This window comes from Microbacterium alkaliflavum, assembly GCF_044325405.1.
In the GTDB taxonomy this organism is placed as follows: domain Bacteria; phylum Actinomycetota; class Actinomycetes; order Actinomycetales; family Microbacteriaceae; genus Microbacterium; species Microbacterium alkaliflavum.
In genome coordinates this window covers 398,429-424,613 of record NZ_JBIQWL010000002.1, presented here as the reverse complement: position 1 = coordinate 424,613, position 26,185 = coordinate 398,429, and the positions used below count along the sequence as shown (strand labels likewise).

The following is a 26,185-nucleotide window of genomic DNA, read 5'->3' as shown; positions in this document are numbered from 1 at the left end:
TGTCCATGGAGGCATGGCCAGGGTCCGCGTATCCGCTCGGAGCGACATACGACGGCAACGGGACGAACTTCGCGATCTTCAGCGAAGGCGCCGAGCGAATCGAGCTCTGCCTTTTCGGCGACCGCGGCAAAGAGACGCGCGTCGAGCTGCGCGACGTGGACGCGTTCGTCTGGCACGCCTACCTTCCCAACGTCGGGCCGGGCCAGCGCTACGGCTATCGCGTCCACGGAGAGTACGACCCCGCGTCGGGGAAGCGGTTCAACGCCAACAAGCTGCTCCTCGACCCCTACGCAAAGGCCGTCGAGGGCCAGGTGAAGTGGAACCAGTCGGTCTTCGGCTACGACTTCGGCGACCACGAGTCGCGCAACGACAAGGATTCCGCCTCGTCGATGATGAAGGGCGTCGTCGTCAACCCGTTCTTCGACTGGGGCGGCGACCGGCAGCCGAAGACTCCGTACTCCGAGACGCTCATCTACGAAGCGCACGTCAAGGGGCTCACGAAGCTGCATCCCGCGATCCCCGAGGAGATCCGCGGCACCTACAGCGCCATCGCGCACCCCGCGATCATCGAGCACCTCAAGAAGCTCGGCGTGACGGCGATCGAGCTCATGCCCGTGCACCAGTTCGTCGACGACTCGACGCTGCAGGAGAAGGGCCTCTCCAACTACTGGGGCTACAACACGATCGCCTTCCTCGCGCCGCAGAACACGTACTCGGCGACGGGCGACCGCGGCCAGCAGGTGCAGGAGTTCAAGGGCATGGTCCGGGCGCTCCACGCCGCGGGAATCGAGGTGATCCTCGACGTCGTCTACAACCACACGGCCGAGGGCAATCACATGGGCCCGACCCTCTCGATGCGGGGCATCGACAACGCCGCGTACTATCGGCTGGAGGACAAGGACCGGCGGTATTACACCGACTACACCGGCACGGGGAACAGCCTCAACGTCGGCAACCCGCACGCGCTGCAGCTCATCATGGACTCGCTGCGGTACTGGGTGCTCGAGATGCACGTCGACGGGTTCCGCTTCGACCTCGCCGCGACCCTCGCGCGCGAGTTCTACGACGTCGACCGCCTCGCTGCCTTCTTCGAGCTCGTGCAGCAGGACCCGGTGGTCTCGCAGGTCAAGCTCATCGCGGAGCCGTGGGACGTCGGACCGGGCGGGTACCAGGTGGGCAACTTCCCGCCGCAGTGGACCGAGTGGAACGGCAAGTACCGCGACACCGTGCGTGACTTCTGGCGCGGCGAGCCCGCGACGCTGGGTGAATTCGCGTCTCGGCTCACGGGGTCGGCCGACCTCTACGAGCACTCCGGGCGCCGCCCGGTGGCATCCATCAACTTCGTCACCGCGCACGACGGCTTCACGCTGCGCGACCTCGTGTCGTACAACGAGAAGCACAACGACGCGAACGGCGAGGGGAACAAGGACGGCGAATCGCACAACCGCTCCTGGAACAGCGGCGTCGAGGGCCCCACCGACGACAAGAAGGTCCTGACGCTCCGGGCCCGCCAGCAGCGCAACTTCATCGCGACCCTCATGCTCTCGCAGGGTGTTCCGATGCTCCTGCACGGTGACGAGCTGGGTCGCACGCAGAACGGCAACAACAACGGCTACGCGCAGGACAGCGAGCTGACCTGGATCAACTGGGAGACCGCCGACCAGCCCCTCATCGAGTTCACGGCCGCGCTCGCAAAGCTCCGCCGCGAGCATCCCACCTTCCGGCGCCAGCGGTTCTTCAACGGGCGCCCCGTGCGCCGCGAAGCCGGACAGCCGGTGCCCGACATCGCGTGGGGCCGTCCGGACGGCACCCAGATGCAGCCGGAGGACTGGGAGTCGGGCTTCGGCCGGGGGATCAGCGTCTTCCTCAACGGCAAGGGCATCCGCGAACGCGACCGACGCGGTCAGCCGATCTCGGACAAGCACTTCATCATGTTCTTCAACGCGGGCGACGAGCCGATCGACTTCGTCATCCCCGACGTCGACTTCAGCCCCCAGTGGGATCTGCTCGTCGACACGGCGGGGGAGCAGGCCGGCGGCGACCCCGTCGGGCCCGGTGACTCGCTGAGGGTCAAGCCGAAGGCTCTCATGCTGTTGCGCGAGCACACGCCGGTCGAGGGTGAGGCCGACCACTCGGTCGCGGCGTCGGTGGCGGCGACGCTCACGACGTCCGTCGACGAGGTCCCGGCGGCGGCACCCAAGATCGAGATCCCCAAGTAGGCGAGCAGCGGTGTCGCATCCGTCGTCGACGTATCGCCTGCAGATCACGAGCGCATTCGATCTGGATGCCGCGGCCGACGTGACGGGCTATCTCCATGATCTCGGGGCCGACTGGGCCTACCTCTCGCCCGTGCTCGAGGCGGCCGAGGGATCCGAGCACGGCTACGACGTCGTCGACCCGTCGCGCGTCGATCCCGCGCGCGGCGGCCGCGAGGGCCTGCGGAGATTCGTGGATGCCGCGCGCCGCGCGCGGCTCGGGATCCTCGTCGACATCGTGCCCAACCACATGGGCGTCGCGCAGCCGACCCAGAACCCGTGGTGGTGGGACGTCCTGCTGCGGGGCCGCGACTCCCGGCACGCGGCGGCGTTCGACATCGACTGGGAGTTCGGCGAAGGCCGCGTGCGTCTGCCGATCCTCGGTCGCGAGCTCGACGCCGCCCTTGCGGCAGGGGAGCTCACCGCCGACCCCGAACCCACGGCGCAGGCGCCCTTCGGCGTCGTGCGCTACTACGACCATGTGGTGCCGCTCGCCGAGGGAACGGCGCCCGCCGAGCCCTCGACCGACGCCGCGATCCTCCGCACGGTCCTCGCGGCGCAGCACTGGGAGCTCCTCTTCTGGCGGCGTCAGGCGTCGGAGCTCAACTACCGGCGCTTCTTCGCCACGACCTCGCTCGCCGGAGTGAGGGTGGAAGATGCGGCCGTCTTCCGAGAGACGCACACCGAGATCCTGCGCTGGGTGCGAGAGGAGCTCGTCGACGGCCTGCGGATCGATCATCCCGACGGCCTCGCCGATCCCGGGGGCTATCTCGAGCAGCTCGCCGCCGCGACCGACGGGATCTACGTTCTCGTCGAGAAGATCCTCGAGCACAGCGGCACGGACCATCCCGAGGACCTCCCGTCCTGGTGGGAGACCGACGGCACGACGGGCTACGACGCGATGGCCGTCATCGACCGCGTGCTGATCGATCCGGCGGGGGAGCGGCGCCTCGACGCGCTCGACGAACGGCTTCGCGTCGAGACCGGGCTGCCGCCGGCGCCCGCCTACGCCGACCTCGTGCACGAGACGAAGCGCACGATCGTCGACACGATCCTGGTGTCCGAAGTGCGGCGGCTCGTCAGGTGCCTGCCCGAGCCGGTCGAACGGGCCGAGGATGCCCTCGCCGAGCTCCTCGCCTGCTTCCCCGTGTACCGCTCGTATCTCCCGGCGGGTCGGGAGCATCTCGACGCGGCGGAGGCGGAGGCATCCGCCCGCCGTCCCGATCTCGGCGACGCGATCGCGACGCTCATCCCTCTGCTGGGCGATCCGTCGCTCGAGGTCTCGCGCCGGTTCGAGCAGACGACGGGTCCGGTCATGGCGAAGGGCGTCGAAGACACCGCGTTCTACCGGCAGACGCGGCTCGGCACACTCACGGAGGTCGGGGGCGACCCCAGCGTCTTCGCGGTCTCGGTCGACGGCTTCCACCGGGCGTTCGCCGCGCGCCAGGCATCCTGGCCCACCGCGATGACGGCGCTGTCGACGCACGACACGAAGCGCGCGGAGGACGTGCGCGCCCGCCTCTCGGTGCTCTCGGAGCTGCCCGAGCGGTGGGCCGACGTGCTCGACGGCCTCCGCGGCGTCGCCTCGACGGGACACGGCCCCTTCGACGACCTGCTCTGGCAGGCGATCGTCGGCGCGTGGCCCGCAACCCCGGAGCGCCTCCACGGATTCGCCGAGAAGGCGGCGCGCGAAGCCGCTGAGGGAACGGGTTGGTGGGATCCCGACTCCGCGTTCGAGGAGCGCGTGCACGATCTGATCGACGCCGCCTTCGGCCGCGCTGTCGCGATGGTGAACGACTTCGTCGGCGAGATCCGCCGTTACGGCTGGTCGAACGCGCTCAGCGCGAAGCTGCTCCAGCTCGCGGCCCCGGGGGTGCCCGACGTCTACCAGGGCTCCGAGCTGTGGGAGACCTCCCTCGTCGACCCCGACAACCGCCGGCCCGTCGACTACGCGGCGCGCCGCGTCCTGCTCGCCGAGGTCGACGCGGCTCTGGAGCGGGGGGAGTACCCCGTCATCGACAAGCAGGGCGCAGCGAAGCTGCTCCTCACCTCTCGTACGCTGCGGCTGCGCCGCGACCGCCCCGAGCTGTTCACCCGCTACACCCCCATGACGGCGGTCGGCGACGCCGCCGCGCACGCGATCGCCTTCGACCGCGGCGGCGCCCTCGCCGTCGGCACGCGGCTGCCGGTCGCACTCGAGCGCCGCGGCGGATGGGGCGACACAGTGCTGCTGCGCCACTCGGGTCCGACGGTCGACGTGCTCACGGGACGCCGGTTCGAGGGCACCGAGGTTCGCCTGGCCGACCTGCTCTCCATCTATCCCGTGGCCCTGCTCGCGACGGAGGCCGACGCGTGATCGAGGTGTGGGCGCCGCGCGCGCGGAGAGTGAGACTGCGCCGGCCGGAAGGGGGAGCGGATGCCGAGCTCCGCCCCGGCGACGGCGGCTGGTGGTCTTCGGACGTGGTGCTCGCCGACGGCGAGGAGTACGGCTTCGTGCTCGACGACTCCGACGCCCTCCGCGCCGACCCGCGCTCGCGCCGGCAGCCGCACGGAGTGCACGGCCCCTCCGCCTGGTTCGATGTCGGCGCCCACCCCTGGGCCGACGACGCGTGGCAGGGTCGTGAGCTCGCGGGCGGTCTGATCTACGAGCTGCACATCGGCACGTTCACTCCCGAAGGCACCCTGGATGCCGCGATCGGCCGGCTCGGCCACCTCACCGACCTCGGCGTGACGCATGTCGAGCTCTTGCCCGTCAACGCCTTCAACGGCGTCTGGAACTGGGGCTACGACGGCACGCTCTGGTACACGGTGCACGAGGCCTACGGAGGACCGGCGGCCTATCAGCGGTTCGTCGACGCGGCGCACGGCGCCGGTCTCGCCGTCATTCAGGACGTCGTGTACAACCACCTCGGGCCGAGCGGCAACTACCTGCCGGAGTTCGGGCCCTATCTGCGCGACGCGAGCCGCAACACGTGGGGCTACACGGTCGACCTCGACGAGCCGCCCGTGCGTTCGTACATCCTGGAGAACGCACTCATGTGGCTCCGTGACCACCATGTCGACGGGCTGCGCCTCGACGCCGTCCACGCGCTCAAGGACTCCAGCCCGACGCATATCCTGCAGGAGCTCGCCGAGCAGGTCGATGCGCTCTCGGCCCGCCTCGGCCGGCCGCTCACGCTCATCGCCGAGTCCGATCTCAACGACCCGAAGCTCATCCTCCCGCGCGAAGCGGGCGGATACGGCCTCGCGGCGCAGTGGAGCGACGACTGGCATCACGCCGTGCACGTCGCGCTGACGGGTGAGACCGTCGGCTACTACGCCGACTTCGCCGCACTCGACGCGCTGCCCAAGGTCTGGTCGCAGGGCTTCTTCCACGACGGCACCCATTCCTCGTTCCGGGGCCGCGACCACGGGCATCCGATTCCTCCGAGCGTGCCCGCGTGGCGACTGGTCACGTTCGCGCAGGATCACGACCAGATCGGCAACCGGGCGGCCGGCGACCGGCTCTCTCAGTCCCTCTCCTTCGAGCGGCTGGCCGTCGCGGCCGTGCTGACCCTCACGGCCCCGGGCACGCCGATGCTGTTCATGGGGGAGGAGTGGGGCGCCTCGACACCCTGGCAGTTCTTCACCTCGCATCCCGAGGAGTGGCTCGCCGGGGCCGTGCGGGCGGGGCGCATGGAGGAGTTCTCCCGCATGGGGTGGGACCCCGCGCTCGTGCCCGACCCGCAGGACCCCACCACGTTCGAGCGGTCGAAGCTGAGGTGGGACGAGGCCTCCACGGCCGACCACGCGCGGCTGCTCGCCCTCTACCGGTCGCTCGCCCGCCTGCGCCGCGAGCACCCTGAGCTCACCGACCCCGACTTCGCCTCACTCGGCGGCGAGGCGGTCGAGACTGCCGGCGGCCGCGTCTATCGGCTGCGACGCGGGCCGCTGCTCGTGCTCGTCAACCTGAGCGGCGCGCCCGCATCGTTCACGCACGTCTCGCGCGTCCTTCTGGCCACGGATGCCGCGACCGCCGTCGTCGACGGCGCGCTCGTGCTGCCGCCCGAAGCCGCCGCGATCGTCGACACGCGGGCGTAGCGCCGCGCCCGGTCGTCACGCTTCGACTGGCTCAGTGGACGCCGAGGAACGACCGGTCGGTCAGGACGATCGGGCCGTCCTCCGTGATCGCGACGGTGTGCTCGGAGTGCGCCCCGCGTGACCCGTCGACGCTGCGCAGTGTCCAGCCGTCGGGGTCGGTCACGAGCTCGTCGGTCGTCGCGAGGAACCACGGCTCGAGCGCGACGACGAGTCCTGCCCGCAGCGGATAGCCGCGGTTCGGCTTGCCGTCGTTGGGCACGTGCGGATCGCCGTGCATGACCCGGCCGACGCCGTGCCCGCCGAAGTCGGTGTTGATGCTGTAGCCGTCGGCGTGCGCCACCTCGGCGATCGCAGACGAGATGTCGCCGATGCGGTTGCCGACGACGGCGGCCGCGATCGCGGCATCCAAGGCCCGTTCGGTGGTGTCGATGAGCGCGAGGTCCTCGTCGCGCGCCGTGCCGACCACGAACGACACGGCGGAGTCGGCGACCCACCCGTCGATCGACACGGCGAGGTCGAGCGAGACGAGGTCGCCGTCGCGAATGGCGTAGTCGAAAGGCAGTCCGTGCAGCACGGCGTCGTTGATCGACGTGCAGATGACCTTGCCGAAGGGGCTCGCACCAAAGGACGGGTGATAGTCGATGTAGCAGGACTCGGCACCGGCCCGGCGGATGAGCTCGTGCGCACGACGGTCGATCGCGAGCAGGTTCGTGCCGACCTTCGTCTCGTCCCTCAGCGTCGCGAGCACCTCGGCCACGAATCGCCCCGCCGGCCGCATGGCCTCGATCTCGGCGGGTGTGCGCAGCTCGATCATGGCGCTCCTCTCGTCGGTCCATTCTGTCGGATCCCGACAGGGGAGGCTGTGAGGATGCCCCGGTGACACGCGCACCCCGCCCGGGGTGCTCCGCGACGGCGTACCATCGGTCGCATGTGGGTGCGTCGCGCGTTCTTCAGCTGGATGATTCCGGCCGCGTTCCTGCTGCCGCTGTGGCTCCTCGTCGGCTGGGGGATCTTCCGCGCAGGCGGCTGGGCGTTCCTGTGGCTGTTCATCTCCATCCCGGTCGTGTTCATCGGACAGCTCGTCCTGACGCTCCTCGTCCGGGCTCGTGGCACGGTGCGCGCACAGCGCGCGGTCTCGTGGTGGGACGTGCTCGGCTTCAGCGCCTGGCACCTCCTCATCATCTCCCTCGGGTTCTACGACCCGGCCTGGTGGGCCCCCGCCCTGGTGATCACGATCATCGTCGGGGTCGGGCTGTTCTGGCTCACCCTGTGGCAGCTGTGGCGCGAGGCCAGGCCGTCGAGGATGGTCATGTACACGACCGAGGGCATCGCCTACCTCCCGCCCGACCCGATGGCGGGAGCCTCCGGTCCGGCGGCCCCGCCTCAGGCGCAGGCCGAGGGCGACGTCTTCGTGATCACCGAGAAGAACCAGCGCGAAGCGGGCTGAGCGCCGCGTTTTGGCGGGCCGCGGCATCCGTGGCAGAATAGATGTTTGTGCCCTGACCCGGCTCTGCCTCAGGGGAGCCCGTCGTACGGAAGAGATTCCGGCGGCCTCGGGCACACGACATCCTTTCCATTCTTTTCGCGGTCGACCTGTGGCGGCCGCAGGAAGTGACGATCATGCAGATCCTCGACGCCGTCGACGCGGCCTCGCTCCGCTCCGACATCCCGCCCTTCGCCCCCGGCGACACCGTGAAGGTGCACGTCAACATCACCGAAGGCAACCGCTCCCGCATCCAGGTATTCCAGGGCGTCGTCATCGGCCGCTCCGGCGACGGTGTGCGCGAGACCTTCACCGTTCGCAAGATCAGCTTCCAGGTCGGCGTGGAGCGCACGTTCCCCGTGCACAGCCCGGTCATCGACCACATCGAGGTCGTGACCCGCGGTGACGTCCGCCGCGCGAAGCTGTACTACCTGCGCAACCTCCGTGGCAAGAAGGCCAAGATCAAGGAGAAGCGCGAGAACTGAGTTCTCTCCTGCACCGACACCCCGGGGTCATCACCCCGGGGTGTCGTCGTTCCCGGGCTCATCACCCGTCGGGGCGTGAACATGCCGCGTGCGAACGCCGAAGCCTGTCGAGTGTGCGACCCTTGATGAGATGGCCACCGAACTCCCCGGCGAGCCCGGTGAAGGACCTGAGATGACGACCGAACAGACGGCTCCCGCGGAGCCAGTGCCGACTCCGCGATCGTCATCCGACCCGAAGCGCCGTCGTGGATGGCTCTACTTCCTGCGCGACGTCATCATCATCGTGCTCATCGCGGTGCTGGTGTCCTTCCTCGTGAAGACATTCCTCGTGCGCTCGTTCTACATCCCGTCGGGATCCATGGAGGACACCCTCCTGATCAACGACCGCATCCTCGTCGACGAGATCACGCCCCGCTTCACGGGCTACGACCGCGGCGACATCGTCGTGTTCCAGGACCCGGGCGGATGGCTTCCCCCGACGACCCCCGAGCCCCGCGAGCCGCTCGTCGAGGCGGCCGACTGGCTGCTGTCGCTCGTCGGCCTGTCGGCGCCCGACAGCGACGACCACCTCGTCAAGCGCATCATCGGGCTCCCCGGCGATCACGTCGTGTGCTGCAACGCCATCGGACAGGTCACGGTCAACGGGGTGCCGATCGACGAGACCGATTACCTGAAGCTGCCGAGCGGGGAGTCCGCCGCGTCCGGCGATCCCTTCGACGTCACGGTTCCCGCAGACAGCCTGTGGGTCCTCGGCGACAACCGCTACCGCTCGAAGGACTCCCGCTACAACCAGGATCAGCCGGGCAAGGGCTTCGTGCCGATCGACAACGTCGTCGGCAGGGCGTTCGTGATCACCTGGCCGTTCGACCGATTCGGCATGCTCGACTTCCATCCCGAGGTGTACGCCGCCGTGCCCGACCCCGACGGATCCGGCAGCGGTTCCGGCGGCAGCACGCCCGTGGAGGAGAGCTCGGGAAGGTGACCGTCGTCGAGCCGCGACTGACCCTGGAGCGCCGGCTCCTGCGGGATCACCCGATCGTGATCGCGTGCGACGAGGTCGGGCGCGGAGCCCTGGCAGGACCCGTCGCCGTCGGCGCGGCCGTCATGACGCCCGCAGGCGCGCGGCGGCGCATCCCGGCTGGCCTGCGCGACTCCAAGCTCGTGCCCGAGCCCAAGCGCGCCGACGTGGCCGCCCGCGCAGCCGCCTGGGTGTCGGCAAGCGCCGTCGGCTGGGCCAGCAGCGTCGAGATCGACGAGATCGGCATCATGCGCGCCCTGGGGCTCGCGACGATCCGCGCCCTCGCCGACCTGCGGGCGCACGGCGTCATCCCTGAAGACGCGATCGTGCTCCTCGACGGCAACTACGACTACATCACCCCCGCGGGCGCCGTGGGGCTCACCGTCAAGCCTGTCATCAAGGCCGACCGCGACTGCGCGAGCGCCGCCGCGGCATCCGTGATCGCGAAGGTCGCCCGGGACACGCTCATGACCGGGCTGCACGACGAGCTGCCCGCGTACAACTGGGCCAGCAACAAGGGCTACGCGAGCCCCGATCATCGCGAGGCGATCCGCACCTACGGCATCAGCCGGCACCACCGCGCGTCGTGGTCGATCGTCGACACGCCGACGCTTTTCTGAGCCGCGCCCTTCCGAGCGGGGTCAGGAGTCGAGCGACAGCTCTTCCGGCAGGTGGAAGTCGCGGCGCGACAGCTCCTCCACGTTGACGTCCTTGAACGTCAGCACGCGCACCGACTTCACGAAGCGGTCGGCGCGGTAGATGTCCCACACCCAGACGTCGGTCATCGAGATCTCGAAGTAGAAGTCGTGCTCCGTGTCGCGGCGCACGACATTGACCTCGTTGGCGAGATAGAAGCGCCGCTCGGTCTCGATCACGTATTGGAACTGCGAGACGACGTCCCGGTATTCGCGATACAGAGCCAACTCGAGTTCGCGGTCGTAGTCATCGAAGACTTCGTCATCCATGGTGCATCCATCCTAGACAGCCTCGGCGACGCCGCGGTTCGGTCCCCGTCCGTGCAGGGTCCCCTCCCCAGGACGGCTGTCGGTCGACGATTGCACGGATGCCGTCACCGCCGCCCGATGCGGGTCCCTGCTCGGGCGACGATGCCGTCATGGCAGAGAAGGACGTCCTCGGGCGCGCGGGCGAGGATCGTGCCGCGCGCCACTTCGAGTCGCTCGGTTTCACGATCCTCGACCGCAACTGGCGAACCGCGGGCGGCGAGCTCGATCTCGTCGTCGCCTCGGCCACCGAGCTCGTCGTCGTCGAGGTGAAGACGCGTCGCTCGGAAGCGTTCGGGCATCCGCTCGAGGCCGTCGGCGATGTCAAGAAGTCACGGCTCTGGCGCCTGTCGATGGCCTGGATCGCGGCGCACCCCGCCGCGGCGCAGGGCCGCCGGCTGCGCATCGACGCGGTGGGACTCATCGGCCCCGATCCCGCGACGGCGACGCTGGAGCATCTGGCAGGTGTGGTGTGACCGTCGCGCGCACGTGGTCGGTCGCGCTCGCGGGGGTAGAGGGCGCCCTCGTCGACGTCGAGGCCGACCTGTCGAACCAGGAGCCCAGATTCATCATCATCGGCCTTCCCGACAAGGCGCTCGGAGAGGCCGTCCAGCGCGTGCACAACGCGTGCGCCAACAGCGGTCTCGTGCTGCCGCGCCGCCGCCTCACGATCAACCTCTCGCCGGCGAGCCTTCCCAAGCACGGTGCCGGCTTCGACGTCGCCGTCGCGATCGCCGCCCTCGCGACGGAGGGCGGGATGGATGCCGCGTCCATCGCGTCGACTGTGCACCTGGGCGAGCTCGGGCTCGACGGGCGGCTCCGGCCCGTACCGGGAGTGCTGCCCGCCGTCGTCGCGGCCGCACGGGCCGGCATCACGCGCGTCGTCGTGCCGTGGGCCAACCGCGAGGAGGCGGAGCTCGTCGAGGGCGTGACCGTGCTGGGCGCGGTGAGCCTGGCCGAGGTCGCGCGCTGGCACGGTGCAGAGGTGGAAGACGTCGCGCACGAGCCCGTCGGGGGCGTGGGCGCGCCGGAAGTCTCCGCGATTCCGACCGATCTCAGCGAGGTCATCGGCCAGCGCGAGGCGGTCGAGGCCCTCATCGTCGCGGCGGCGGGCGGGCATCACGTGCTCATGAGTGGTCCGCCGGGCGCGGGCAAGACGATGCTCGCCCGCCGGCTGCCCGGCATCCTCCCCGATCTCGACGACCGCGCGGCGCTGGCGACGGCGTCGATCCGCTCGCTGTCGGGCGAGCCGGTGACGACGCTCAGCCGCACTCCGCCGTTCGAGGCGCCCCACCATTCGGCGAGCATGGCCGCACTCGTCGGGGGCGGCTCCCGGCAGCTGCGCCCAGGAGCGATCGCCCGTGCCAGCGACGGCGTGCTGTTCCTCGACGAGGCGGGGGAGTTCGCAGCGAGCTCGCTCGACGCACTCCGCCAGCCGCTGGAGAGCGGCTCGATCGTCATCCATCGCGCGGGCGCGACCGCCGCGTATCCGGCGCGGTTCCAGCTCATCCTCGCGACCAATCCGTGTCCGTGCGGCAACTTCGGCGTCCCGGGCGGCGCGTGCGAGTGCCCTGCCATGGCGATCCGGCGTTATCTGGGCCGGCTGTCCGGGCCGCTTCTCGACCGGATCGACATCGAGCTGCAGCTCCTGCGCGTATCTGTCGCCCGGGCGCGGGCGCTCGAGCAGCCGGGGATCACGACGGCGACGGCGCGCGAGCGTGTGGCGGCGGCGCGGGAGCGGGCCGCCGCACGCCTTGCCGCGACGCCGTGGACGCTCAACTCGCAGGTCGCGGGCACGTGGCTGCGCGAGGGTCCGCTCGCGCCCGCGGCCGCGGCGCGCAGGCCGCTCGATGCGGCACTGCACCGGGGCGCTCTGACCCTGCGGGGATACGACCGCGTGCTCAGAGTCGCGTGGTCCCACGCGGATCTCGCCGGGCGCAGCACCCTCGCGATCGAAGACGTCGGTCGCGCTCTGTATCTCAAGAAGGGCATCACCGCATGACGGGCTCCATCGCATTCACCACCGAGATGTCGGACCTCCTTGCCGCCGTCGCGCCGGCCGCGGCTGCCGATCCGGACGCCCGTCGAGAGCGGGAGGCGCGCGTCGTCTGGAGCCACCTCGTCGAGCCGGGCGACTCGGTGGCGGGTCGGCTCGTGGCGGCTCTGGGGGCGGAAGGCGCCCTCGAGGCTGCCGTGGGGCGCAGCCGCGTCGACCTCGGCGACGTCTCGCTCGAGGAGGTCGAGGAGGGACGCAGGCGATGGATGCCGCGCCTGCGCAGGCAGGCGGTGCACGACGCCCTCGCGACCGCGGAGCGGGCGGGGATCCGCCTCGTCGTCCCCGGTGATGCGGAATGGCCGAGCCGTGTCTCCGACCTGGATGCGCACGCGCCCCTGGCGCTGTGGGTGCGCGGCGAAGCCGCGCTGCTCGCGCGCCCGCAGCCGTCGGTCGCGATCGTCGGGGCACGCGCCGCGACGTCGTACGGCGATCACGTCGCCATGGAGCTCGCCGCCGACCTCGGCGGTTCGGGCATCCCCATCGTCTCGGGTGCCGCCTACGGCATCGACGGCGCCGCGCATCGCGCCGCCCTCGCTGTCGATGCGCCGACCGTCGCGCTCCTCGCGAGCGGTGCCGACCGGCCGTACCCTGCCGGCCACGCCGACCTCCTCGAACGGATCGCGCGCAACGGCGCGGTCGTCGCCGAGTCGCCGTGCGGTGCCGCCCCGACGAAGTGGCGCTTCTTACAGCGCAACCGCCTGATCGCGGCGCTGTCCGATGCGACTGTCGTGGTGGAGGCGGGCTGGCGCAGCGGCTCGCTCAACACCGCCCATCACGCACTCGACCTCGGACGCGCCGTCGGTGCTGTGCCCGGTGCGATCACGAGCGCCGCCTCGGCGGGCTGTCACCGTCTGCTTCGCGAGTCGGGCGCCGTATGCGTCACGAATGCCGACGAGGTGCGCGAGCTGCTCGACCTCGGCGGGCTGTGCACCTTCGGAGGGCCTGATGATGATCCCGATCCGCTCACCGACGACACGACCCGCGTGCGCGACGCCCTGAGCACCCGCTCCTGGCGCGAGGTCGACGACATCGCGCGGCGCGCAGGAATGGCCCCGCAGCACGTCGAGGCGATCCTCGGACTCATGCTCATCATGCGTGATGCCGAGCAGAGCCGGCTGGGCTGGCGCCGATCCCGCACGACCTGATCCGGCGGCGCGGCGGCCCGGAGCGTCGCGCCGCCGCCTCCCGCCGGGAGGAGTCATGCTGGCAGCATGCGGATCGAGGATGCAGTGGATGCCTACGCCGCGCAGCTGCGCGATGTCAGGCGACTCTCGCCCGCGACCGTGCGCGCGTATCGGTCCGATCTCGCCGACCTCGCGGCGTCGGTCGGCGATGTCCCCGTCGCCGAGGTCGACCTCGAGCACCTCCGGGAATGGCTGTGGAACGCCACGAAACGCGGCGACGCCCGCTCCACGATCGCACGGCGGACCGCCGCCGTCCGCGGCTTCTTCGCGTGGCTGACCGAGATGCAGAGCATCCCCGCCGACCCGAGCCTGCGGCTCGTGGCACCCAAGCGCGGACGCACGCTGCCCGCCGTTGCCACGCTGGACGCCGTCGCGACGCTCCTCGACGCGCTGGGCCGCAAGGCAGCGGAGGGCGATCCGATCGCGCTGCGCGATCACGCCCTCCTCGAGCTGCTCTATGGCGCCGGCATCCGCGTGTCGGAGCTGTGCGGCCTCGACGTCGACGACCTCGACCACGCACGGCGCACGGCGCGCGTGCTCGGCAAGGGGGCGAAGGAGCGGGTGGTGCCGTTCGGCGTCCCTGCGGGCGCCGCGCTCGACGCATACCTCGTGCGCGGCCGCCCGGCCCTCGCCGCGCGCGCGGAGCCGACGACCGGGGAGCGCGCGCGGGAGGGCGCCGTCTTCCTCGGCGCGCGCGGGCGACGGCTCGGCACGCGAGCGGCCTACGACGTCGTGTCCCGCGTGCTCGGGCCCGTCGTCGGCGCGACCGTGGGGCCGCACGCCCTGCGGCACTCGGCGGCGACGCATCTCCTCGACGGCGGCGCAGACCTTCGCACGGTGCAGGAGCTGCTCGGCCACGCGAGCCTCGGGACGACGCAGATCTACACCCACGTGTCCAGCGAGCGGCTCGCCTCCGCCTACCGGCTCGCCCACCCGCGGGCATGACCGGGAGCCGCAGCCTCAGTCGCAGCAGGGCAGGAGCACGGCGCGCGGCACGCCGCCCAGGAGCAGCAGGGGATTGATGTACTCGCCGTCCAGACGGACCCCGAAGTGGAGGGCGCCCGACGCGGCGTGACCGCCGAGAGACAGGTCGCCCACCATCTCGCCGCGGAGGACGCGGGTCCCCGGCGTCAGCGTCGACGAGACGGGCTCGAGAGTCGAGACGAGCCCGGCTCCGTGATCGATCGTCAGGACAGGCCGGCCGGCGACATCGCCGACGAACGCGATCACGCCGTCGGCGGGGGAGCGCACCGAGAATCCGTCGAGCGACTCCAGGTCGATCCCGCGATGACCCGGCGCGTAGTCGTGGACGGGCTGCACGTACGGCGCCACGAGCCGGAACGGCGCGACCGGCCACACCCACCCCGACGTCGGCGCTGCCGCCGCCGCGGGTGCACCTCCGGCGCACGCTCCGACCAGGAGGAGGAGAACGCACAGCCCGCGCAGGGCCCGCAGAGGATGCGATCGCGCGGGATGCGGCATCCCTCCACCCTCCCGCAGGCGGGAATCCGTCACGTTCAGCGGCCACGATCGGTGCAGGACCGACCCCCGGCCCCGGCTGGGGAGGACACCCCGCGACTGATACACTGATGAGGCACCTCGTTCGTCGGGGTGACTCCGCGTGCCCAGAGCGTGACGTCTGCACGTCGCGCGGCATCCACTCCCAACGGTCCCGAAGCGAATATCGCTGCGGGTGGGCGTATGCCGGGCACCAGGCTCGCCGGATCATCCGTCCGGCGCGAACAACCGCAAGAGGCGCGCGAGCGCCAGACAGGAGAACGGCCATGGCCGTCGTCACGATTCGCCAGCTGCTCGACAGCGGCGTGCACTTCGGGCACCAGACCCGCCGGTGGAACCCGAAAGTCAAGCGCTTCATCCTCACGGAGCGCAGCGGCATCCACATCATCGACCTCCAGCAGTCGCTGACGTACATCGACAAGGCGTACGAGTTCGTCAAGGAGACCGTCGCCCACGGCGGCACGATCCTCTTCGTCGGCACCAAGAAGCAGGCCCAGGAAGTCCTCGCCGAGCAGGCGACGCGCGTCGGCCAGCCCTACGTCAACCAGCGCTGGCTGGGTGGCCTCCTCACGAACTTCTCGACGGTGTCGAAGCGCCTCGCGCGCATGAAGGAGCTCGAGGAGCTCAACTTCGACGACCCGGCTGCGAGCGGCTTCACCAAGAAGGAACTCCTCCTCAAGAAGCGCGAGCTCGACAAGCTGCACAAGTCGCTCGGCGGCATCCGCAACCTCCAGAAGACGCCTTCGGCGATCTGGGTCATCGACGCCAAGCGCGAGCACCTCGCGATCGACGAGGCCAAGAAGCTCGGCATCCCGGTCATCGGCATCCTCGACACGAACGCCGACCCCGACGAGTTCCAGTACCCCATCCCCGGCAACGACGACGCGATCCGCTCCGTGAGCCTGCTCACGCGCATCATCGCCGACGCCGCCGCCGAGGGCCTCATCCAGCGCCACCAGCCGGCCGACGAGGCCGACGAGGCCGCTGAGCCCCTCGCCGAGTGGGAGCGCGAGCTCCTCGAGCAGGCCGCGCCCTCCGACGCAGCCCCGGTCGAGGCCGAGGCCGCTCCGGTCGAGGTCGTCGAGGTCGTCGAGGTCGCGGAGCCCGCGACCGAGTCGGCTGACGAGGTCGAGGCCGAGGTCACCGAGGTGGCCGTCGCCGCCGACGAGGCGTAACCCACTCTTCACCGGCACGCAGGTTCGCCCTGCAGGATTTCCCCTCGGCGGGGCCGCATCGGATCGCAAGGTCCCCGCGGTCCCGCCGAGGCATCCACGAGAATTCGACAACAAGGAGCCGCCACCCATGGCAAACTTCACGATCGCCGACATCAAGACCCTGCGCGAGCAGCTCGGCACCGGCATGGTCGACACCAAGAAGGCCCTCGAGGAGGCCGACGGCGACCTCGAGAAGGCCGTCGAGATCCTCCGCCTCAAGGGCGCGAAGGGCAACGCCAAGCGCGCCGACCGTTCCACGAGCGAGGGCCTCGTCGCCGCCGCCGAGCGCGACGGCCAGGTCACGATCCTCGAGCTGAACACCGAGACCGACTTCGTCGCGAAGAACGAGCGCTTCATCGCCCTCGCCGACAAGGTGCTCGAGGCTGCTGCCGCGGTCTCGGCCGACTCGGTCGAGGACGCGCTGGCCGCCCCCGCCGGCTCGCAGACCGTCGCCGAGCTCATCTCGGACGAGGCCGCGATCATCGGCGAGAAGGTGGAGCTGCGTCGCGTGCGCACGATCAAGGGCGACAAGTTCGAGATCTACCTGCACCGCACGAACAAGGACCTCCCGCCGCAGGTCGGCGTGGTGCTCGCCTACACGGGTGACGACGCCGAGACGGCGCGCAGCCTCGCGCAGCACATCTCGTTCGCCAACCCGACCTACCTCTCGCGCGACGACGTGCCCGAGGCCGAGGTCGAGAAGGAGCGCGAGATCGTCACCGAGATCTCGCGCAACGAGGGCAAGCCCGAGGCCGCTCTCCCGAAGATCGTCGAGGGCCGCGTGAACGCGTTCTTCAAGCAGGTCGCCCTGCTCGATCAGGACTACGCGAAGGACAACAAGCAGTCCGTCGCGCAGGTCGCCAAGGACGCCGGTCTCACCCTGACCGACTTCGCCCGCTACAAGGTCGGCGCGTAATCGACTCCTGAAGGGCCCGCATCGGAATCAGTTCCGATGCGGGCCCTTCACGCGCATTCGATAGTCTGCATTCCGCGACGAGAGGATCCCACGTGATCGATGAAGCGACCGGACGCCGCCGCGTCCTCCTGAAGCTCTCCGGCGAGGCGTTCGGCGGTGGCCAGCTCGGGGTGAACCCCGACGTCGTCAGCCAGATGGCGAGGGAGATCGCCGCCGCCGTCGACCGGGTGGAGGTGGCCGTCGTCGTCGGCGGCGGCAACTTCTTCCGCGGCGCCGAACTCAGCCAGCGCGGCATGGACCGCGGCCGCGCCGACTACATGGGCATGCTCGGCACGGTCATGAACGCCCTCGCGCTGCAGGACTTCCTCGAGCAGGCGGGCGCCGCGACGCGCGTGCAGTCCGCCATCGCGATGACGCAGGTCGCCGAGCCCTACATCCCGCGCCGCGCCGAGCGGCACATGGAGAAGGGCCGCGTCGTCATCTTCGGCGCCGGCGCCGGCCTGCCCTACTTCTCGACCGACACCGTCGCGGCGCAGCGCGCGCTGGAGACGAAGTGCGACGAGATCCTCGTCGCCAAGAATGGCGTCGACGGCGTGTACACGGCGGATCCGCGAGTGGATGCCTCGGCCACCCGCATCGACGAGCTCACGTACTCCGACGCGCTGCTGCGCGGCCTCAAGGTCGTCGACTCGACGGCGTTCAGCCTCTGCATGGACAACGGCATCGACATGCGCGTGTTCGGCATGGAACCGGCCGGCAACGTGACGCGGGCGCTGCTGGGCGAAACCATCGGCACGCTGGTCACGGTCTGATCGGCACCTGCCGACTAGACTGGTGAGGTTCGAGCCCACGAGGGGAGCCACTGTGATCGCCGACGTTCTGTCCGATGCCGCAACGCGCATGGACCGCGCCGTGGAGGCCGCGAAGGACGACTTCGCAACCGTTCGGACGGGCCGGGCGAACCCGCAGCTCTTCCAGAAGATCCTGGTCGACTACTACGGCACGCCGACCCCGCTCGCCCAGCTCGCGTCGCTCGCCAACCCCGAGGCCCGCACCCTCGTCGTGACGCCGTACGACAAGTCGGCGCTCAAGGCGATCGAGCAGGCGATCCGCGACCAGCCGAACATCGGCGCCAACCCGACGAACGACGGCAACCTCGTGCGCGTGACGCTCCCCGAGCTGACCGAGGAGCGCCGCCGCGAGTTCGTCAAGCTCGTGCGCACCAAGGGCGAGGACGCGAAGGTGCACGTGCGCGGCATCCGTCGCAAGTCCAAGGACGACCTTGACGACCTCAAGAGCGAATTCGGCGAGGACGAGCTCGCTCGCGCCGAGAAGGAGCTCGACGCGCTCACCCGCTCGCACGTCGACGCCATCGACGAGGCGCTCAAGCGCAAAGAGGCAGAACTCCTCGAGGTCTGAGGCTCACCATGTCCGACGCATCCGGTGACGGGCCGGAGCCGTCGCCGGCGGCCCCGCAGAGCAGACGGGACGCCGCTCGCGCGCGCCGCGACGAGACGCACGACACCGGCGCGGTGTTCGAGTCGCACGTGCGCGCCGCGCGCAGCGGCATCGAGAACCAGGTCGCGCAGGCGCGCGCGGAGTTCGACCTGGCGAACGAGCGCATCAAGCAGCGCACCGGCCGCGACCTGATCGTCGCGATCCTCATCGGGCTCGCGCTGGGCGCGGTCCTGATCGTGTCGCTCGTCTTCATCAAGTGGCTGTTCCTGCTGTTCGCACTCGCGGCGATGGTCCTGGGGTTCATCGAGTTCGGTCGCGCCCTGACCGCCGCCGGGCGCAAGGTCGACCTCGTCCCGCAGATCGGCGCGGGCTTCGTGCTCGTGCTGTCCGGCTACTTCCTGGATTCGTGGCTGCTCTGGGTGATGACCTTCGTCACTGTCGCGATCGTCATCGTGTGGCGCCTCATCGCCCAGATGGCGGCACGGGACGGCCGCGTCTACGGCGCAGTCCTGTCGGACGTGCTCGTCGCGGGGTTCGCTCAGCTCTACGTCGCATTCCTCGCGAGCCTCACCGCCGTCCTCCTGCACCAGCCGGGCGGCGAGTGGTGGATCCTCGCGTTCATCATCATCGCCGTGGCCAGCGACACGGGCGCGTATGCGACGGGACTCGCCTTCGGCAAGCACCCGATGGCCCCGCGCATCAGCCCGAAGAAGACGTGGGAGGGATTCGCCGGCGCCGCCGCGGCGGCCCTCCTCGCGGGTCTGCTCCTCGGCATCTTCATGCTCCACCTCCCGTGGTGGGCCGGCCTCGTCATCGGCGCCGTCATCCTCCTCACCGCGACGGCGGGCGACCTCGCCGAATCCATGATCAAGCGCGACCTCGGCATCAAGGACATGAGCTCCTGGCTGCCCGGCCACGGTGGCGTGCTCGACCGCCTCGACTCGATCCTCCTGTCGATCGTCGGCGCCCTCGCCCTGTACTACCTCCTCAACCCCCTGGCTGTGTGATGACGACCCCCGATATCGAGAGCTCCGGCGCGCCCCGCGCAGCCGCCGCCTTCCCCGATGCCCCGCGACGCAGCAAGGGCTACGACAAGAAGACCGTGGACGCCTTCCTGCTGCGCGCCAAGGCCGCGTTCGACGGTGGCGCCGCGGAGCCGCTGACTGCCACCGACGTGCGACGGGTCGCGTTCCCGCTCGTCCGGAACGGCTACGCCATCGCATCGGTCGATGCCGCGCTCGGCCGCATCGAGGACGCCTTCGCGGCGCGCGAGCGGCAGTCGGTCGTGACCCGCAAGGGTGCGAACGAGTGGGTGAACCGGGCGAAGGACACGGCACAGGTCGTGCTCGACCGCATCACGCGTCCGCGCGGCCGACGCTTCGACCGGGTGAGCATCGTGCGCTACGGCTACCGCGTCGACGAGGTCGATCTCGTGGCCGACAAGATCGCGCGCTACCTCGAGTCGGGCGACGCGGTCACGGTCGAGCAGGTGCGCGCCGTCGCCTTCCGCATGCAGCGCGGGGGATACCGCGAGACGCAGGTGGATGCCGTCCTCGACGCCGTCGTGGAGGTCATGCTCGCCGTCGCCTGACCCGGGTCGACGGGGTCCGCCTCGAATGGCACGCGTCACATCGGGCCGCTAGACTCGGGGGACTGTGACTTCCGGCAACGAGATGACTCCCGTGGCGTCCCGACGGATGCGTCGCCAGCAAGCAGCCTCCCCAGCGGCACCCGCAGTCGCTCCGGTCGCCGTGCGCGCCAGCGCACCCCAGCCCCGCTGGTCACGTCGACGCGGCGTGGTGGGCGTGTTCGCGGCCGTCGCAGCACTGGGCTTCGTCGCCGCGTACGTCGGTCCGATGGGCACCGCCCTCGCCGAGGCCAAGGCCGACGACGCGGTGCCGGTCACCCTCTATGCGACGGGGCTCGGCGACATCCAGAGCCTCGAGCTCGCCGCCTCCGATTCCGGTGCCGAGCCTGCCGCGCTCGACCGCGGCGGCTACTCCGTCTACGTGACCCCCAAGCCCACTCCGACGCCCACCGCATCCACGAAGTCCTCGTCCTCGTCAGGCTGGGCGCCGCCCTTCGTCACGCCCGACCCCGGGTCGGCGCAGGCGATCGCCTACGACATGGTGCACGCGCGCGGGTGGGGCGACGATCAGTTCTCCTGCCTCGTCGCCCTGTGGAACAAGGAGTCAGGCTGGCGCGTCAACGCCTACAACAAGGGCAGCGGCGCCTACGGCATCCCGCAGGCGCTCCCGGGCAGCAAGATGGGCTCGATCGCATCCGACTGGGAGACCAACCCGGCGACGCAGATCACGTGGGGTCTCAACTACATCGGCGGACGCTACGGCACGCCGTGCGGGGCTTGGGGCCATTCGCAGAGCACCGGCTGGTACTGAGCCCATGCCGCGGTCGAACCGGCGGCGGCGTCCCGATCCGGCGGGAGACGACTCGTTCGAGCGGCTCCTGGCAGGATGGAAGCGCAGCGAGATGCGCCGCGGCGTCGAGTGGACCGTACAGCCCGTGGGCGCGGCGCAGGCGCTCAAGGAGTACACCTGTCCCGGATGCGGTCGCGTGATCGAGCCGGGAGTCGCCCACGTGGTCGCCTGGCGCGCAGACGGCGTACTGGGGGACCAGGCCGATCTCGCTGCGCGCAGACATTGGCACACGCACTGCTGGAGGATCGGCTGACATGGAGATCCGCGGACCGGTCATGCTGCCCGCGCAGCGCGAGGACGTCGAACTCGAGACGCTGGACGGGCTGAGGCTCGTCGGCGAACTCGCCCAGCCCGAGGGCCGCGAGCCCGTCGCGACGCTCGTGACGCTGCATCCCCTGCCCACGGCGGGCGGATTCATGGACTCGCACATCCTCCGCAAGGCGGCTGCGCGCCTGCCCGCCCTCGCCGACCTCGCGGTGCTCCGCTTCAACACGCGGGGCACCTCTTCGCCGCGCGGGACGAGCGAGGGCGCGTTCGACGGAGGCCGTGCCGAGGCGTTCGACCTCGCCGCCGCCATGGACTTCGTGCGGGAGCGCGAGCTGCCGCGGCCATGGCTCGTGGGCTGGTCCTTCGGCACCGAGATCGCACTCAAATACGGGCGCGACCACGCCGTCGAGGGCGTCATCCTGCTGTCGCCGCCGCTGCATCGCGCGACCGACAAGGAGGTCTCGGCCTGGGCCGACGACCCGCGCCGTGTCATCGCGCTGATCCCCGAGTTCGACGACTACCTGCGACCGGATGCCGCGGCGGAGCGCTTCGCGTCCGTGCCCCGGGCCGTCCTCATCCCCGTCGAAGGCGGCAAGCACCTGTGGGTGGGGGAGAGCCAGACCCGCCGTGTGATGACCGAGATCGTCGCGGCGGTGAATCCCGACGCCCTGCCGCTGCCCGACGAGTGGAACGGCCCGCTGCCCGGCTGACGCTCGAGGTCGATCGACCGCGCGTCAGCGCTCGTTCTGGCGCGGGATCACGACCTGGCGGTAGATGATCAGGATGCTCGCCGCCACCGGGATCGCGACGAGAGCACCCAGCAGGCCGAGGAGCGCGCCGCCGGCCAGTGCCGCGATCACGACGACTGCTCCCGGCACCGACACGGCGCGGTTCATGATGCGCGGCGAGATCACGTACGCCTCGATCTGCATGTAGATGAGGTAGTAGATCGCCGCGATGATCGCTGTCGTCGGGGTCGGTGCCAGGCCGAGGCAGAAGAGCACGATGATGGTCGAGCCGGTCAGCGTGCCCACGAGCGGGATGATCGAGAAGAAGAACGCGATGACGGCGAGGACGGCGGGGAAGGGCGCGCCGATGATCGTGAGGAAGATCGCGCTGAGCACGCCGTTGATGACGCCGAGGCTCAGCTGGCCGATGACGTAGAAGCCGACCGAGTCGGTGATCTGCTCCGCGAGGTCGATGAACCGCGGGCGCTTCGACGCCGGCACGAGCTGATACACCGACTTCTTCAGCGTCGGCGTCGACGCCGTGAAGTAGATGGTGAGGATGAGCACGATGAAGGCGCCCGTGAGGCCCGCCAGGATCGACACGCCCACGGTGATGACGCCCTGCCCGATCGAGCCGCCGATGTTGGCGAGGTTGTCCTGGATCCACTGCTCGACCGCGGTGAAGACCTCGTCGACCTTGAGGTTCGGGAAGATCCCCTGAAGCCATGACTTCATGTCCTCGACGAAGGTGCCGCCGCGGACGACCTCGGTGATCGCGGCGATGAGCTGGCCCACCTGTTGGAAGATGATCGGCAGCACCATGAGGATGATGCCGACGAAGGCGGCCAGCACCGCCAGGATCGTGATGAGCACGGCCGCCCAGCGGGGAAGCTTCCGGCGTTCCAGCCAGGCCACGATGGGGTCGAGGCCGAGCGAGAGGAAGAGCGCCGTCCCGACGTAGAGCAGGATCGTCGACAGGGTCTGGATGCTCGTGATCAGCAGGAGGCCGAGTCCCACGCCGAGTGTCGCCACGAAAGCGACGCGGAACGGGTTGTGCACCTTCACGGGGCCTCCTCCGGCACGCGGGAACCTGTCCCGCCAGGATACGCATGGCAAGTGTCCAGACCGGGCAACGACGCCTCCCGGACGACTTTCAGGTGCTCTTCGCTACTCTGAAATGTCTAGAGAACGGTCCGCAGCCTCCAGAGCGGACCCAGGAAGGTGTCTGTTCGTGCGTTTCGTGTGGGCCGTCGCGGCGTTCGTGCTCGCGGCCGTGATGATCGGGGCGGGTATCGCCCAGCGAACCGTCTTCCAGGGACCCAAGTCGGTTGCGACCGGCATCGCGGTCCATGACACGACGCCATACATCCTCATCGACGGCGCCGTCCTCAACACCTCGAGCGGCACCCCGACCTTCCGCGCCGCAGGCGACGGCCCCGTCTTCGCGGCCTACGGGCGCACCGCCGATCTGCAGGCCTGGCTCGCCGACGCGAGCTACGAATCGGTCACCGTCGGCGCCCACGGGAAGGTCAAGACGACGCTCGTGAAGCCCGACGCGGCCGCGACGACCGACGGGACGGGAACGGGAACCGACGCCACGACCGCTACGGCGGCCGGGACCGACACGACGAGCGGCGATGCAGCGGCCGGAGACGCAGCCGCAGGTGAGGCGACAGGCGGCGGCGATGCTGCGGTCGAGGGCGCGACGGCCGGACGGAACCCCGCCGGCTCGGACCTGTGGCTCGAGGAGTTCCAGCAGGACGACCTCCTCATCGCACCGCTGTCGATCCCCGCGACCATGAGCGTGCTCGTCGCCGCCGACGGAACGGCCCCCGCGCCGAGCGACCTCTCGGTCACGTGGCCCGTGGCCAACACGACACCCTGGGCCGGTCCGCTCATCGTCGGCGGAGGCATCCTGATGGCCCTCGGAATCGTCCTCTACATCCTCGGCATCCGTCACGTGCGCCGTTCGCGGGGCCCCCGTCGCAAGGGTCTGCCGATGCCCGTGACCGAGCCGATCGACATCGCGGTGGACAACGCCGAGAAGGGCGTCATCAGCTCCGGCCAGACCGGACGACGCCGCGCTCTCACGGGGCGCCGCTCGCTGATCGTGATCCCGGCGGTCGCCGTCTCGGCGCTTCTGTTCACGGGATGCTCCTCCGACGCCTGGCCCGACTTCGCCGGATCGCCCACGCCGTCGCCGACGCAGACGGTCGTCACGCAGGAGGGTCAGAACGATCCCGCGGTGACGGAGTCGCAGGCCGAGCGGATCCTCTCGCGCATCGCGTCCACCGTCGCCGACGCCGACACGAAGCTCGACCTCGCTCTCGCGTCGACCCGCCTCGACGGCGCGATGCTCGCCGAGCGGCAGACGAACTACACCCTCCGCACCGCGATCGCCGATTACAAGGCGCCGTCGGCGATCCCCACCAAGCCGGTCTTCCCCCTCCTTCCCGAGGCCAACGACGGATGGCCGCGCACCGTCATGGCGGTCGTCGCCGACAAGGACAACAAGACCGCCAGCATCATGCTCATGACGCAGCAGGATGCCTGGTCGGACTACAAGCTCTCGTACATGTCGAACCTCGAGGCCGAGACGACGCTGCCCGACCTCGCGCCCTCGTACATCGGCGCGCCGATCGTGGCCCCCGACTCGCCCTTCCTCGTCATGCAGCCCGACCAGGTGGCCGCGGCCTACGCCGACGTCATCAACAAGGGCGACGAGAGCGAGTTCGCCGCGAAGTTCGACGCGACGGGCGATCAGTTCCGCACCTCGATCGCGGCAGACCGCCAGAAGCGGCTCGACGAGTTCAATGCGACCGGCGCGCAGACCGGAACCCTCACCTTCGCGTCGGCGGCCGGCGCCACGGCCCCCGTCGCGCTCGCTACGCTGGAGAGCGGCGCGATCGTCGCCGTGAGCCTCACCGAGACCGACACCGTCCAGCCCACCACTGGCGACGCCGTGATCAAGGTCGGCGAAAACCAGACAGTCAAGACACTGGCCGGAGTCGACCAGTCCGCGACGGGGTTCACGACGACGTGGGGCGACCAGCTCTTCTTCTACGTGCCCAGCCAGGGCTCCACGGAGAAGATCCGGCTGCTCGGCTACGCCTCCGACATCCTCGACGCGAAGGTTATCAAGTGACCGATCCGGCTCCCGGCGCCGTTATGCGCGGCGCGGTGGACCTCTCCGCCCTGCGCAACCGTCCCTCCGCCCCTGCCGCGGCAGCCGAGCCCGGCGAGCCCGCGGGCGCCGTTTCGTCGCTCGTGATGGACGTCACCGACGCGACGTTCCCGCAGGCGCTCGAGCTCTCCCGCACCGTGCCGGTCGTCGTCGACCTGTGGGCCGAGTGGTGCGGGCCCTGCAAGCAGCTCAGCCCGATCCTGGAGAAGGTCGTGCTCGAGCTCGACGGGCGCGTCGTGCTCGCCAAGGTCGACGTCGACGCGAATCCGCAGCTCTCGCAGGCCTTCCGCGCGCAGTCGATCCCCATGGTCGTGGCGCTCATCGGCGGCCAGCCCGTCCCGCTGTTCACCGGCGCGGTGCCCGAACAGCAGGTGCGCGAGGTGTTCGCGCAGCTCCTCCAGGTCGCCGCGCAGAACGGCGTGAGCGGCCGGCTGGACGTGGCCGGCGGTGACGACGACACGTCGGAGCCGGCCGAGCCGGCGCTGCCGCCGCTGCACGCCGAGGCGTACGACGCCATCGAGGCGGGAGACTACCCGCGCGCCATCGCCGCGTACGAGCAGGCCCTCATCGAGAACCCCCGTGACGCCGAGGCGCGCGCGGGGCTCGGTCAGGTGAGCCTCCTCGCCCGCGTCCAGGATGCCGACCTCCAGGCCGCCCGCACGGCGGCCGCCGCCGAGCCCACGGCCATCGAGGCGCAGTTCGCGGTCGCCGGCCTCGACCTCGCCGGCGGTCACGTCGAAGACGCCTTCGGGCGGCTGCTCGACCTTTTCGCGGCGCCGCCGTCGGACGAGCGCGGTCCCGTGCGCGAGCGCCTGCTCGAGTTGTTCGGAGTGGTGGGCGACGCCGACCCGCGCGGCGTGAGCGCGCGCGGCCGACTCGCCTCGCTGCTCTTCTGACGCT

At 70.4% G+C, this 26,185-nt stretch carries 26 protein-coding genes; 22 read left to right on the top strand and 4 right to left on the bottom strand.

Going from position 1 to position 26,185, the window contains the following annotated elements; translation table 11 throughout:
• Positions 1-5 precede the first annotated feature (5 nt).
• From glgX to treZ, 3 genes are read left to right on the top strand one after another with little or no spacing between them, the layout of a single operon-like run.
• Positions 6-2,219: a glycogen debranching protein GlgX gene (gene glgX, locus ACH3VR_RS06985; RefSeq protein ID WP_396640033.1), complete on the top strand. Its 2,214-nt coding sequence runs from the start codon at positions 6-8 to the stop codon at positions 2,217-2,219.
• A 10-nt stretch (positions 2,220-2,229) separates the two neighbouring features.
• Positions 2,230-4,611, top strand: a complete 2,382-nt coding sequence (gene treY / locus ACH3VR_RS06980) for a malto-oligosyltrehalose synthase (protein ID WP_396640032.1) — start codon at positions 2,230-2,232, stop codon at positions 4,609-4,611.
• Positions 4,608-6,335 (top strand): malto-oligosyltrehalose trehalohydrolase, encoded by a 1,728-nt coding sequence (gene treZ / locus ACH3VR_RS06975; protein WP_396640031.1) that lies wholly within the window; start codon positions 4,608-4,610, stop codon positions 6,333-6,335. Before treY ends, treZ begins: the two co-directional genes overlap by 4 nt.
• Before the next feature lie 31 nt (positions 6,336-6,366).
• Here treZ and map read toward each other — a convergent pair whose 3' ends face one another.
• The gene (map, locus tag ACH3VR_RS06970) at positions 6,367-7,149 is read right to left on the bottom strand and encodes a type I methionyl aminopeptidase (RefSeq protein WP_396640030.1); all 783 of its coding nucleotides are present in this window, start codon (positions 7,147-7,149) and stop codon (positions 6,367-6,369) included.
• 114 nt (positions 7,150-7,263) lie between these two features.
• Here map and ACH3VR_RS06965 point away from each other — a divergent pair, with 114 nt between their 5' ends.
• The 4 genes from ACH3VR_RS06965 to ACH3VR_RS06950 all read left to right on the top strand — a co-directional run bounded on the left by ACH3VR_RS06965 (position 7,264) and on the right by ACH3VR_RS06950 (position 9,941).
• Positions 7,264-7,782 carry an MFS transporter permease gene (locus ACH3VR_RS06965; protein ID WP_396640029.1) on the top strand — a complete coding sequence of 173 codons (519 nt, stop codon included), beginning with the start codon at positions 7,264-7,266 and terminating at the stop codon, positions 7,780-7,782.
• Between the two features lie 173 nt (positions 7,783-7,955).
• The gene (gene rplS, locus ACH3VR_RS06960; protein WP_396640028.1) at positions 7,956-8,303 is read left to right on the top strand and encodes a 50S ribosomal protein L19; all 348 of its coding nucleotides are present in this window, start codon (positions 7,956-7,958) and stop codon (positions 8,301-8,303) included.
• Between the two features lie 172 nt (positions 8,304-8,475).
• Positions 8,476-9,285: a signal peptidase I gene (lepB, locus tag ACH3VR_RS06955; protein ID WP_396640027.1), complete on the top strand. Its 810-nt coding sequence runs from the start codon at positions 8,476-8,478 to the stop codon at positions 9,283-9,285.
• Entirely contained in the window at positions 9,282-9,941 is a 660-nt protein-coding gene (locus ACH3VR_RS06950; RefSeq protein WP_396640026.1) for a ribonuclease HII, read from the top strand. The genes lepB and ACH3VR_RS06950 overlap by 4 nt, the downstream gene beginning before the upstream one ends.
• A 21-nt stretch (positions 9,942-9,962) precedes the next feature.
• Here the strand turns inward: ACH3VR_RS06950 and ACH3VR_RS06945 are convergent, their stop codons facing one another.
• Positions 9,963-10,286 (bottom strand): DUF2469 family protein, encoded by a 324-nt coding sequence (locus ACH3VR_RS06945; protein WP_345802792.1) that lies wholly within the window; start codon positions 10,284-10,286, stop codon positions 9,963-9,965.
• Positions 10,287-10,435: 149 nt separating this feature from the next.
• On the opposite strand from ACH3VR_RS06945, the gene ACH3VR_RS06940 reads away from it, so the two are divergent.
• The 4 genes from ACH3VR_RS06940 to ACH3VR_RS06925 all read left to right on the top strand — a co-directional run bounded on the left by ACH3VR_RS06940 (position 10,436) and on the right by ACH3VR_RS06925 (position 14,507).
• Positions 10,436-10,798, top strand: a complete 363-nt coding sequence (locus tag ACH3VR_RS06940) for a YraN family protein (protein ID WP_396640025.1) — start codon at positions 10,436-10,438, stop codon at positions 10,796-10,798.
• Complete coding sequence (locus ACH3VR_RS06935; RefSeq protein ID WP_396640024.1) at positions 10,795-12,324, top strand: YifB family Mg chelatase-like AAA ATPase; 1,530 nt, start codon at positions 10,795-10,797, stop codon at positions 12,322-12,324. Before ACH3VR_RS06940 ends, ACH3VR_RS06935 begins: the two co-directional genes overlap by 4 nt.
• The gene (gene dprA, locus ACH3VR_RS06930; protein WP_396640023.1) at positions 12,321-13,523 is read left to right on the top strand and encodes a DNA-processing protein DprA; all 1,203 of its coding nucleotides are present in this window, start codon (positions 12,321-12,323) and stop codon (positions 13,521-13,523) included. Before ACH3VR_RS06935 ends, dprA begins: the two co-directional genes overlap by 4 nt.
• A gap of 66 nt (positions 13,524-13,589) precedes the next feature.
• Positions 13,590-14,507, top strand: a complete 918-nt coding sequence (locus tag ACH3VR_RS06925; protein WP_396640022.1) for a tyrosine recombinase XerC — start codon at positions 13,590-13,592, stop codon at positions 14,505-14,507.
• Between the two features lie 15 nt (positions 14,508-14,522).
• Here the strand turns inward: ACH3VR_RS06925 and ACH3VR_RS06920 are convergent, their stop codons facing one another.
• Positions 14,523-15,044, bottom strand: a complete 522-nt coding sequence (locus ACH3VR_RS06920; protein ID WP_396640021.1) for a murein hydrolase activator EnvC family protein — start codon at positions 15,042-15,044, stop codon at positions 14,523-14,525.
• 302 nt (positions 15,045-15,346) lie between these two features.
• Between ACH3VR_RS06920 and rpsB the strand changes: the two genes are divergently transcribed.
• The 9 genes from rpsB to ACH3VR_RS06875 all read left to right on the top strand — a co-directional run bounded on the left by rpsB (position 15,347) and on the right by ACH3VR_RS06875 (position 22,083).
• Complete coding sequence (rpsB, locus tag ACH3VR_RS06915) at positions 15,347-16,255, top strand: 30S ribosomal protein S2 (RefSeq protein ID WP_396640020.1); 909 nt, start codon at positions 15,347-15,349, stop codon at positions 16,253-16,255.
• Between the two features lie 127 nt (positions 16,256-16,382).
• A complete protein-coding gene (gene tsf / locus ACH3VR_RS06910) occupies positions 16,383-17,210 on the top strand; it encodes a translation elongation factor Ts (RefSeq protein WP_396640019.1) in 828 nt (275 codons plus the stop codon).
• Between the two features lie 92 nt (positions 17,211-17,302).
• Positions 17,303-18,022 carry a UMP kinase gene (pyrH, locus tag ACH3VR_RS06905; protein WP_396640018.1) on the top strand — a complete coding sequence of 240 codons (720 nt, stop codon included), beginning with the start codon at positions 17,303-17,305 and terminating at the stop codon, positions 18,020-18,022.
• A 52-nt stretch (positions 18,023-18,074) separates the two neighbouring features.
• The gene (gene frr / locus ACH3VR_RS06900; protein ID WP_396640017.1) at positions 18,075-18,629 is read left to right on the top strand and encodes a ribosome recycling factor; all 555 of its coding nucleotides are present in this window, start codon (positions 18,075-18,077) and stop codon (positions 18,627-18,629) included.
• An 8-nt stretch (positions 18,630-18,637) separates the two neighbouring features.
• Positions 18,638-19,675, top strand: coding sequence for a phosphatidate cytidylyltransferase (locus ACH3VR_RS06895; RefSeq protein WP_396640016.1), 1,038 nt, complete (start codon positions 18,638-18,640; stop codon positions 19,673-19,675).
• A complete protein-coding gene (locus tag ACH3VR_RS06890; protein WP_396640015.1) occupies positions 19,675-20,259 on the top strand; it encodes a DivIVA domain-containing protein in 585 nt (194 codons plus the stop codon). The genes ACH3VR_RS06895 and ACH3VR_RS06890 overlap by 1 nt, the downstream gene beginning before the upstream one ends.
• Before the next feature lie 64 nt (positions 20,260-20,323).
• Positions 20,324-21,067 carry an aggregation-promoting factor C-terminal-like domain-containing protein gene (locus ACH3VR_RS06885; RefSeq protein WP_396640014.1) on the top strand — a complete coding sequence of 248 codons (744 nt, stop codon included), beginning with the start codon at positions 20,324-20,326 and terminating at the stop codon, positions 21,065-21,067.
• 4 nt (positions 21,068-21,071) lie between these two features.
• On the top strand, positions 21,072-21,359 hold the full coding sequence (locus tag ACH3VR_RS06880; RefSeq protein ID WP_396640013.1) for a hypothetical protein: 288 nt from the start codon (positions 21,072-21,074) through the stop codon (positions 21,357-21,359).
• A 1-nt stretch (position 21,360) separates the two neighbouring features.
• Positions 21,361-22,083: an alpha/beta hydrolase gene (locus ACH3VR_RS06875; protein ID WP_396640012.1), complete on the top strand. Its 723-nt coding sequence runs from the start codon at positions 21,361-21,363 to the stop codon at positions 22,081-22,083.
• 24 nt (positions 22,084-22,107) lie between these two features.
• On the opposite strand, the gene ACH3VR_RS06870 is transcribed toward ACH3VR_RS06875, so the two are convergent.
• Positions 22,108-23,166, bottom strand: a complete 1,059-nt coding sequence (locus ACH3VR_RS06870) for an AI-2E family transporter (protein WP_396640011.1) — start codon at positions 23,164-23,166, stop codon at positions 22,108-22,110.
• Between the two features lie 166 nt (positions 23,167-23,332).
• On the opposite strand from ACH3VR_RS06870, the gene ACH3VR_RS06865 reads away from it, so the two are divergent.
• Positions 23,333-25,246: a glycosyl transferase gene (locus tag ACH3VR_RS06865; protein WP_396640010.1), complete on the top strand. Its 1,914-nt coding sequence runs from the start codon at positions 23,333-23,335 to the stop codon at positions 25,244-25,246.
• The gene (locus ACH3VR_RS06860) at positions 25,243-26,181 is read left to right on the top strand and encodes a tetratricopeptide repeat protein (RefSeq protein ID WP_396640009.1); all 939 of its coding nucleotides are present in this window, start codon (positions 25,243-25,245) and stop codon (positions 26,179-26,181) included. The genes ACH3VR_RS06865 and ACH3VR_RS06860 overlap by 4 nt, the downstream gene beginning before the upstream one ends.
• Positions 26,182-26,185: the final 4 nt, after the last annotated feature.

What these genes read in the sequence shown, in the direction of transcription:
- glgX (WP_396640033.1), top strand. Translation starts at nt 6, where the DNA reads ATGGAGGCATGGCCAGGGTCCGCGTATCCGCTCGGAGCGACATACGAC.
- map (WP_396640030.1), bottom strand. Translation starts at nt 7,149, where the DNA reads ATGATCGAGCTGCGCACACCCGCCGAGATCGAGGCCATGCGGCCGGCG.
- ACH3VR_RS06965 (WP_396640029.1), top strand. Translation starts at nt 7,264, where the DNA reads ATGTGGGTGCGTCGCGCGTTCTTCAGCTGGATGATTCCGGCCGCGTTC.
- rplS (WP_396640028.1), top strand. Translation starts at nt 7,956, where the DNA reads ATGCAGATCCTCGACGCCGTCGACGCGGCCTCGCTCCGCTCCGACATC.
- lepB (WP_396640027.1), top strand. Translation starts at nt 8,476, where the DNA reads ATGACGACCGAACAGACGGCTCCCGCGGAGCCAGTGCCGACTCCGCGA.
- ACH3VR_RS06945 (WP_345802792.1), bottom strand. Translation starts at nt 10,286, where the DNA reads ATGGATGACGAAGTCTTCGATGACTACGACCGCGAACTCGAGTTGGCT.
- ACH3VR_RS06940 (WP_396640025.1), top strand. Translation starts at nt 10,436, where the DNA reads ATGGCAGAGAAGGACGTCCTCGGGCGCGCGGGCGAGGATCGTGCCGCG.
- dprA (WP_396640023.1), top strand. Translation starts at nt 12,321, where the DNA reads ATGACGGGCTCCATCGCATTCACCACCGAGATGTCGGACCTCCTTGCC.
- ACH3VR_RS06925 (WP_396640022.1), top strand. Translation starts at nt 13,590, where the DNA reads ATGCGGATCGAGGATGCAGTGGATGCCTACGCCGCGCAGCTGCGCGAT.
- ACH3VR_RS06920 (WP_396640021.1), bottom strand. Translation starts at nt 15,044, where the DNA reads ATGCCGCATCCCGCGCGATCGCATCCTCTGCGGGCCCTGCGCGGGCTG.
- rpsB (WP_396640020.1), top strand. Translation starts at nt 15,347, where the DNA reads ATGGCCGTCGTCACGATTCGCCAGCTGCTCGACAGCGGCGTGCACTTC.
- tsf (WP_396640019.1), top strand. Translation starts at nt 16,383, where the DNA reads ATGGCAAACTTCACGATCGCCGACATCAAGACCCTGCGCGAGCAGCTC.
- ACH3VR_RS06895 (WP_396640016.1), top strand. Translation starts at nt 18,638, where the DNA reads ATGTCCGACGCATCCGGTGACGGGCCGGAGCCGTCGCCGGCGGCCCCG.
- ACH3VR_RS06890 (WP_396640015.1), top strand. Translation starts at nt 19,675, where the DNA reads ATGACGACCCCCGATATCGAGAGCTCCGGCGCGCCCCGCGCAGCCGCC.
- ACH3VR_RS06880 (WP_396640013.1), top strand. Translation starts at nt 21,072, where the DNA reads ATGCCGCGGTCGAACCGGCGGCGGCGTCCCGATCCGGCGGGAGACGAC.
- ACH3VR_RS06875 (WP_396640012.1), top strand. Translation starts at nt 21,361, where the DNA reads ATGGAGATCCGCGGACCGGTCATGCTGCCCGCGCAGCGCGAGGACGTC.